Source organism: Paucilactobacillus kaifaensis (genome assembly GCF_005405145.1).
Lineage (GTDB): Bacteria > Bacillota > Bacilli > Lactobacillales > Lactobacillaceae > Paucilactobacillus > Paucilactobacillus kaifaensis.
This window is the reverse complement of record NZ_BJDM01000029.1, coordinates 1-9,565: the sequence shown is the minus strand read 5'-3', so window position 1 is coordinate 9,565 and position 9,565 is coordinate 1. Positions and strand designations below refer to the sequence as shown.

At 37.6% G+C, this 9,565-nt stretch carries 6 protein-coding genes; 4 read left to right on the top strand and 2 right to left on the bottom strand.

Annotated elements, in window-relative coordinates; all coding sequences use genetic code 11:
- The first annotated feature begins 133 nt into the window (after nt 1-133).
- The 3 genes from FFM51_RS08405 to FFM51_RS08395 all read left to right on the top strand — a co-directional run bounded on the left by FFM51_RS08405 (nt 134) and on the right by FFM51_RS08395 (nt 4,728).
- Nucleotides 134-2,095, top strand: a complete 1,962-nt coding sequence (locus FFM51_RS08405) for a glycoside hydrolase family 127 protein (protein WP_137598175.1) — start codon at nt 134-136, stop codon at nt 2,093-2,095.
- 144 nt (nt 2,096-2,239) lie between these two features.
- On the top strand, nt 2,240-3,553 hold the full coding sequence (locus tag FFM51_RS08400; RefSeq protein ID WP_137598174.1) for a GntP family permease: 1,314 nt from the start codon (nt 2,240-2,242) through the stop codon (nt 3,551-3,553).
- A 23-nt stretch (nt 3,554-3,576) separates the two neighbouring features.
- Entirely contained in the window at nt 3,577-4,728 is a 1,152-nt protein-coding gene (locus tag FFM51_RS08395) for a glycerate kinase family protein (protein WP_137598173.1), read from the top strand.
- 56 nt (nt 4,729-4,784) lie between these two features.
- Here FFM51_RS08395 and FFM51_RS08390 read toward each other — a convergent pair whose 3' ends face one another.
- Nucleotides 4,785-6,890: a glycoside hydrolase family 36 protein gene (locus tag FFM51_RS08390; RefSeq protein WP_137598172.1), complete on the bottom strand. Its 2,106-nt coding sequence runs from the start codon at nt 6,888-6,890 to the stop codon at nt 4,785-4,787.
- Between the two features lie 17 nt (nt 6,891-6,907).
- Nucleotides 6,908-8,248, bottom strand: a complete 1,341-nt coding sequence (locus FFM51_RS08385) for an MFS transporter (protein ID WP_137598171.1) — start codon at nt 8,246-8,248, stop codon at nt 6,908-6,910.
- A 186-nt stretch (nt 8,249-8,434) separates the two neighbouring features.
- Between FFM51_RS08385 and FFM51_RS08380 the strand changes: the two genes are divergently transcribed.
- The gene (locus FFM51_RS08380; protein WP_137598170.1) at nt 8,435-9,382 is read left to right on the top strand and encodes an AraC family transcriptional regulator; all 948 of its coding nucleotides are present in this window, start codon (nt 8,435-8,437) and stop codon (nt 9,380-9,382) included.
- Nucleotides 9,383-9,565 lie beyond the last annotated feature (183 nt).

Here is a 9,565-nt window from a genome sequence, read left to right as displayed (position 1 = left end):
GCATGATTTTCTATCGTAAATGGGAAAACCATGAACCAATTGTTAAAGAAGACTTAGCCGAACGACGCGCACAAGAAGAGCAAACTGCCACAAATTAGTTTAACAAGTACCAAACGGAAGGAAGAGTATTCTAATGAAAGTTTCAACCGCACCAAAATTAAATAAAGTCGAGATTACATCAGATTTTTGGCGGAGATACCGTCAATTAGTTGTCAAAGAAGTGCTCCCCTACCAGTGGGCAGTTATGAATGACGAGGCAGATATCAGTATCGCTGCAGACCCACAAAATAACGGACAAGACAAAAATAGTCATGCAGTGGCGAATTTGAAGATTGCGGCCGGTAAAATGAAGGGCCATCATTATGGTTTTCCTTTTCAAGATACCGATGTTTATAAATGGCTGGAAGCGGCGGCTTATTCATTTTCATACCACCAAGATGCAGACCTCAAAAAAATTACTGACAGTCTGATTGATTTAATTGCCGATACACAAGAAGATGATGGCTACTTATCAACCCTATTTCAAATTGATGAGCCCAAACGTAAATTCAAACGATTGCAACAGTCACACGAGCTCTACACCATGGGTCACTATATTGAGGCCGGTGTGGCATATTACAATGCTACTGGCAACCAAAAGTCATTAGATATTGCGGTTAAGATGGCTGATTGTATTGACAACAACTTTGGTTCAGATGACGGCAAAATTCACGGCTATGATGGCCATCCTGAAATTGAATTAGCCTTGTCACGATTATACGAAGTCACTAATGAAGCTCGTTACCTCAAGTTAGCTCATTACTTCTTAAATCAACGTGGGCAAAATCCGGACTTTTTTGATAAACAAAATGAAGTAGATGGAATTGAACGTGACTTAATTGTCAATATGCGCAGCATGCCTCGAACATACTATTTGGCTGCTGAACCGATTAAGGATCAACAAACTGTACAAGGACATGCAGTACGTGTGGTTTATCTGTGTACCGGAATGGCCTACGTTGCCCGCTACACTGGTGACAAAGATTTACTTGCAGCTTGTGATCGTTTCTGGAATGATATTGTAAAACGACAGATGTATATTACCGGCAACATTGGCTCAACTACTACTGGTGAAGCGGTGACCTACGATTATGACTTACCTAACGATACAATGTATGGTGAGACCTGTGCCTCTGTGGGAATGTCATTTTTTGCTCGTCAAATGCTTAACATCAAAGCTAAAGGCGAATATGGTGACGTCCTTGAAAAAGAACTATTCAATGGCGCCTTAAGTGGGATGTCATTAGATGGCAAACATTTCTTTTATGTTAATCCGCTTGAAGCAGATCCCAAAGCGTCAAAATTAAATCCAGGTAAGTCACATGTCTTAACCCAACGTGCAGATTGGTTCGGCTGTGCCTGTTGTCCTGCTAATTTGGCACGGTTGATTACCTCCGTTGATCAATACCTCTATACAGTTACTGATGATGCTATTTTAAGTCATCAATTCATTGCCAATAATGCTGAATTTGATAACGAAATTACAATTTCTCAAACAAATAATTTTCCATGGGATGGCGAGATTAAGTACGATATTAAAAATCATAATAATATTGCATTCAAATTTGGTATCAGAATTCCTGCTTGGTCACAAAACTTTGAACTAACTGTTAATGGCAATGAAACCAATGCCGAGATAGTAGATGGATTCATTTACTTGGACATAACAAATTCTGAAGCAATTGAACTTCGTTTGGATATGACCACCAAATTCATGCGAAGCAACAATCGCGTTAATGCTGATTACGGTAAAACGGCCATCCAACGAGGACCTATTGTATATGCTGCCGAAGAAGCGGATAACGAGGCACCTTTGTGGAACTATAAAGTTGAAACTGCTAAAACACCAAGTTATGAGTATGATGCTAGCTTATTAAATGGAGTCGGTGTGTTAAATGTAAAAGCCCGAAAACAGGTCTTAGATTCAATCGATACTCCACTTTATACTAGAATAGCTGATATGCCTGAAGAAAAAGAAACTACGCTGACGCTAGTTCCTTATTATTCCTGGGCAAACCGAAGTGATGGTCAGATGAGTGTATGGTTAAATAAATAGCATCAACTGCAAAAACAGGCTCTTATTAAGCCTGTTTTTTTGTATTTCAATACCAACTTGTATTGCCAATCTATTTTTTCTAAGTTAAACTTAGTTTGGCTTGTGAAAATATTATTAAATTTACTAAAGGGAGGATTTCAGGTTATGGAAGCAGGAATTACAGTTACTTGGTGGGCAGCTTTAGTTGGTTTGGCATTAGCAATTATTCTAATTTTAAAAAAACTAAATCCAGTCTATTCATTATTGCTTGGAGCAATCGTTGGATCACTCTTAGGTGGAGCTAACCTAGTTCAAACAATCAACATTTTAATTATCGGTTCTCAAAGTGTGGTGGGAACGATACTACGAGTTCTGGCAGCTGGCATGTTGGCCGGAGTCATGATGGAATCTGGTTCTGCCGATACCTTAGCGCGGACAATCGTTACAAAACTTGGGGATCGCCTCGCTATTTTTGCTTTAGCACTGGCTACAATGGTGATCACGGCAGTAGGCGTATTCATTCCGGTTGCAGTATTGATTGTGGCTCCAATTGCCTTAGAAGCCGGTAAACGAATGCATATTTCAAAATTGGCTTTATTAGTCGCACTATCTGGTGGTGGTAAAGCTGGAAACATCATCTCCCCCAATCCAAATACTATTGCTGCAGCAAAAGGATTTGGCGTAGAGCTTAGTCAAGTAATGATTGCTGATTTCATTCCAGCAGTCCTTGGATTAGCAATGACAGTTCTATTAGCATCCTTGTTAAAAAATAAAGGGTCATCTGTTTTAGATGAGGATATCGCTAGTTTAACTGCTGATGCAGTTGAAAATTCAGACTTACCAAGTTTAAAGAGCTCCTTAGTTACTCCAGCAACCGCAATCATCTTATTATTATTAAATCCTATTGGGTCAATCTTCCACATTGAATTTTTGACCAAATTAAACTTAGATGCACTATACGTATTACCATTTGCAGCCATTGTGGGTGCCCTTGCAATGGGACAAGGTCATAAGCTTCGGACGTATGCTCAGGCAGGTATGAGTCGAATGACTGATGTTGTTCTTATTTTATTAGGTGCTGGAGCTATTGGCGGATTGATCACCAACTCCAGTTTGCCACAACAGGTCATAAATTTAATCAAAGTTTCTCATTTATCAGGAACAATTCTAGCTCCAATTTCCGGTATCTTAATGGCCGCTGCTGCTGCGTCCACATCAACTGGAGTTATTTTAGCAACTGGGTCGTTTGGTAAAGCTATTCTTGGCTTTGGTGTTGCACCATTAGCTGCCGCTGCAATGGTGCATACTGGCGGAATTGTAATTGACCACCTACCTCATGGTAACTACTTCCATGTGACTGCAAACGCAATGCACATGGATATCGCTGAACGATCCAAGTGCATTTTATATGAATCAATTATTGGTTTGACATGTGCTATTACTGCGACAGTTATGTTTGGCTTTTTACATTTAGGATAATAACTCAATTAGGAGGTTAAATCATGAAATTTGTAATTGCACCAGATTCATTTAAGGGTGGGATGACCGCTAAAGAGGCCGCCCAAGCAATTGAAACTGGACTGACACGAGTTTTTCCGAAGGCCAATTTTGTTAAAGTACCCATGGCTGACGGGGGTGAAGGAACCGTTCAATCCCTCGTAGATGCCACAGACGGAACTATATTTTCCGAATCAGTTACTGATCCATTAGGTAAACAAACATCGGCGAAATTTGGTGTTTTAGGAGACAAATCCACAGCTGTAATTGAAATGGCAGAGGCAAGCGGAATTCAATACGTTAACAACGAAACTCACAACCCTCTAATCGCCACAACTTATGGTACTGGCGAATTAATTTTAAAAGCTCTCGATCATAATGTTAAAACCATCATTTTGGGAATTGGCGGCAGTGCCACTAATGACGGCGGTGCTGGTATGGCTCAGGCTTTAGGGGTAAATCTGCTAAATAGTAATAATGAGCAAATTTCTTTTGGCGGTGGTGCCCTCAATACATTAGAAAAAATTGATACTAGTAATATTGACCCTCGTGTTAATAAAGCTAAATTTATTATTGCGTCTGATGTTACTAACCCACTAATCGGGCCGGAAGGTGCATCAGCTGTATTTGGCCCCCAAAAAGGTGCCACTAATGAAATGGTCACAACTCTTGATAAAAATTTGTCACACTATGCTGACATCATCAAACGCGATCTAAATAAAGATTTAGCAAATTACGCTGGTGCTGGTGCTGCAGGTGGATTAGGTGCTGGCCTATTAGCATTTACACCAGCTCAAATGCAAAAAGGAATTGATATTGTAATTGAATATTCACAACTAAAAGAAAAAGCAAAAAATGCCGATTTTGTTTTTACAGGTGAAGGTGGCATTGATTTTCAAACCAAGTTTGGAAAAACCCCCTATGGCGTTGCACTAGCAACTAAGTCTGTTGCTCCTAACGCACCAGTAATTGTTGTGGCTGGGAACGTTGGTAAAGGTGTAGAGTCCCTGTACAGTAAAAATTCTATTGATGCTATTTTTTCAATTGTTCCTGGCGTTACGACAATTAAAAGTGCCCTTCAAAATGGTCCAACCAACTTAGCTAATGCAACAGAAAATATAGCTCGGCTAATTGCTTCACAAAGTAATACTGATTAGAATTTATTCTAAACCTAAAAGTGCTACCAGATTATTAATAATTTGGTAGCACTTTTTTAATTCAATTTAATTCTATAAAGTCTGGCAATTTTATCTTTTTTAAATTCAACTTGTAATTGAGTATCATTATTTGTGAAACTCGAATTTGCTTCCTTAATTGGATAAACCTGTTCGACCTCTTTAATTTTCCCATACTTTGATAAATCTATTTTATGATTACTTGTTTTGCTAATCCCACGCCAAGTTGCAATATAAATTTCATCCCCATTAGTCATTCCATAGCTAAACCAAGAATCATCTAATTGCCCTAATCCTTCAGGCCAAATTGGCACCATTGTTGCAATTTTATTCCTATATCCTTTATAAACTGATATTCCTTGTGCAACCAGATCTAATCTATGTCCAGTGACTTTGTTTAGTAATCCACTTTGATGAATTCTTAGCAACATTGCATTAATCATATTAAAAATTACTTCCTCATCATCCCCATCTTGCAATGGATATGACCAAACTGCACATTGCTCGGGCGTTACCACTGAGGCACCAACTGCAGCAATATTCCCGTTTCTTAGATAATCGGTTTGATCAGTTAATGACTGAATGCTATGTTGTTGCATCATTGCATAATCATGGCGCATTCCACCACTACCACAGTTTTCAATCACTAAATCAGGATAATGCGTAAAAATTGATTTCAGCCAAGTAAGATATGCTCGATTATGCTTTAAAAGTCCATCACCAAAGCTATCGGAATTCAGTTCAGTTCCAATCCCAGTAGTAATATTGTAATCCATTTTGATATAACCAACGCCGTATTCATCAACCAATCGTTTTATTACATTATCCGCAAATTGACGAACATCTGGGTTAGTAAAATCCAAATGATATCGATCAGCATCAATAACCCGCTTACCATGCCTCATGAAAAACCAGCTATCTGGTAATTCATCCGCAAGTGGACACTTAATTCCCATAACCTCTAATTCAAGCCACAGTCCTGGAGTCATACCTTGGTCACGGATGTATTGGATTAATTTTTCAATACCATCAGGAAACCTTTCTTTTGAGGGCTTCCATTCGCCGACACTGTCCCACCAATACCCGGGTGCATACCAACCACAATCGATAACAAAGTACTCACATCCAACGTCCCTAGCAGAATTGATTAATGGAATTTCCTTTTCTGTGGTTGGATCCCCCGCAAGACCATTCATATAGTCATTAAAGATCACTGGTAATTTCTGATTATCTCGATTTTTCCTTCGAATTAGTCGCCGATATAATGTCATTTCTTGTAATGCAGCTTCCGCATCGCCATATAACTGCCCAAAGGCCACCGGACAAGTTGTAAACTTGTCATCTGGTTTCAGGCTCTTCCACCAGTGATTATCCAATTCCTCCGGTCCAGAAAGTCGTAACGCCAATAAATTACCTAGCCCAATATCTGTAAGTTCGTAATGCCAAGCACCATTATTTTCGATCTGCCAAATAGCTGATTGACCTGTCTGATTATTTGTTAAAATCCCGTTTGGTGAATATTCTGAACTTGACCATGAGGAATTGTTTGTGATGCTGACTCGTTTAGTTGAAGCCTGTAACTTTTCTCCATCAACCCAATAATCTAATCCAGCGTCTTTTAAACTTTGTTTTTTCCATTGAGCCTCAGCTGTCCAGTTATTATGAGCAATAAAAATATCATTATGTGTCGCATAATTACCCGTCTGATCATTAGCTTGGTTTATTCCCGTCATCGCAAATGAAGAAACATATTCAAGCCCTAGTTCATCAGCAGTAATATTGGTAATGGTAACCCAACTACGAATAATTGCTGATTGATCGTATAACCGATAATAATTAACTGTTTCTATCTGCCCTTCTGGATCCCGTTGTACAACAGACAATAATTTTCCGTCATCAGTATTGGTAGTTTCATGACTCACATATTCTAACTCCATTCCAGGATTGGAATTCACAAAACTTACTCCTTTATGGTGAAAATTTTTCCCAGTGATTTGTACTTCTGTTAAATAGTTATTCTGTTTAAGTTTTTCACTCCAACTAGTCATATCATTTGAGTTAAGGCGAGATAATACTACTTTATTATCAATCAGTTCAAATACTAAAACTGCTTTAGCTGTCTGGATTGTAAAACTACTCTGCATTAACGTTCGCTCCCCTTTTAGTCATTCGTTGTCACTGCTTCACGAATTTCATCTTCCATACTTTCGTATTTCTTATAAAATAGCAGTGGAATAATTGCAATTGCAAAAGCAATCATTGTTACCCAATGGAAACTAATCGAAATTCCCATTAACGAGTGGGCTGTTTGCGTTTTACCAGCAACATAACCAAACGAAGCCATAATCATTGACGGTATAAATCCTGCAATTCCACTACCAACCTTCAAACAAAATGAACTTCCGATAGCCGTTAATAGACCAGAAGCACTAACACCGTTTTTCCATTTTCCATAGTCAACAGCCGATCCCAACATCGCAAATGGCATTGAGCAAGCAATTCCAGAGCCTAAATTACCAATAATCCATCCAACAATAACAATTCCTAAATTGCTACCACCAAACATAATAATAATTTGGCCCACGATCGCAGCAACTAGCGCAGAAATCCACAGATTGCACTTAGTCATAAACTTGTTAATCAAAGGAATTGCCAACATCCCAGCAATCTGAATTGATGCAATTGAGTTGAAGAAAGTTACAAGTCCTTTGTTGCCAAGATTATAAGTGAAATAGTAAACCAACGTTGATGTCCGTTCTGTCAAAGCAATCCAGAAAAAGAAATTACTAATAACGATAATGATCCAGGGCCAATTTTTCTTCATGGCCTTAACACCTTTTTTAAGGGATACTCGGTCATCACTCGTCTTTACTCGTTCTTTAATGTGTGCAAAAGAATATAGTGTCATCAATGCAGAAACAGTTGCGAATAACAAAATTAACCATCTAAATCCATGAACGTCATTACCAAACCCAAAAAATGCCACCAATGGTAACGTAGTTGCATTAACGATCAAAACCCCAATTTGTGAACCCGTCATCCGCCACGAGTTTAATTTAAGCCGTTCGGTTGGGTCGGGTGTTAATAATGGTAACACCGCAGTAAGCGGTGTATTTAATCCTGTATACAAAATACCAGTAACAATATAAGTTATAGCGCAATACCAAATTTTAGCAGTCGTATTAATATCCGGTGCCCAAAAAGTTAATACTCCAAATATTGAAAATGGAATAGCTAGCCATAAAAAGTAAGGACGGGCGCGACCGTATTTCGACTTTGTCAAATCAATAATGGTACCCCAGATTGGAGCATCAATCCCATCAAACAACCGTGCAACCAATAAAATGATACCGGCAGTTGCCACCGGTAATTTCGCAACATCCGTATAAAAATATAATAAATAACTGCTAATAACTGTGAAAACTAACTGCCCAGCCGTATCCAGCATTGCATAGCTGAATCGCTCATTAACTGAGACTCTGTTGCCTTTAACTTTATCCATCCAAGTTCACTCCTTAAATAATTTTTGAACAGTTAAATTGTAATCGGTTCCAAAGAACTTGAAAATGGTGTATATTATATAAAAAGTGTTATTTTGTAATTATTAATTTGTATATTTAGTGGTATTTTCTCACAACTATTTTTTTGAAGTGTCTTTTTGTAACATAAAGTGTCAGGAGTGGTATTAATGACAAAATTGACCTTTTTAGATATAAGTGCACCCGTTCTTCATGTTTCTTCTGGTAAATTTACAGTAACAGAAAACTGGAAACATAAGCCTATGTACCATGATGGCCATTTCGAAATAATTATTGTGATCACTGGTAAGTTGTTTCTTAAGGTTGATGAAGAACAATTTGAAATCAACGAGAATAATGTTTTTACAGTTCCACCATATCACCATTTAATTGGCTATCAAGATTCCCCAGTTGGCACTCAATACTTCTGGTTTCACTTTTTTACAAAACCAGATGGAGCAAAAATAGTTGAGATTGATGATTCTATCGATAACTCAGAAATATCGTTTCATAAAACCCAGGCCGTTCTTCCACTATTATTTGAATTGCCGAGCATTGAAAAATCATTCGTTTTAGCTAATCAAGTTTTAGATGTTGCCAAAAATGAATACTATACTTCACTTGGTGTTGATTATTTATTAACTGAACTAATTATCCAGTTGACTAACGACTATGGTAAAACCTTAACTGGACTACCAACGACTTCAGAAATTGCCAGAATCGAAGCAATAAAAGACTGGACTCGTGCTAACCTTAGTAACCAACTAAAAGTAAGTCAGATTGCGGAAGCATTTGATCTCAATCCTCATTATTTAGCCAAAATATTTAAACAAACGACAAACGAAACTGTAATTCAATTTATTAATCAGTTAAAAATGTCAAAATCTCAAGAATTACTCCTTCGAACAAATCTACCCATTAAACAAATTGCAAGTATGTCATTTTTCTCAGATGAAAAAAGATTTATGAAGGCTTTTAAATTAAAAACTAGTCTAACACCAACTGAATTTCGTAAATCGTATACACGTAAATTTTTGGATAGCAGTAACTTTGATCCCGAGGTTCCCATTTCAAAAGATAACAACGAAAACTATATTCGTCGTTTTGAAAATAAATAAATTTTAAAGTAGTAATTTACAAATAGAGGGACTTGAAATGTACTTCAAGTCCCTCTATTTGTAAATTAATATAAATAAACAATTACTTTTATGATGCAGTACTTTCTTCTTGAGCACGTTGTTTAGCTAAGTCTTCTTTAACAATTGGTTCATGGTTTTCCCATTTACGATAGAAAATCATGA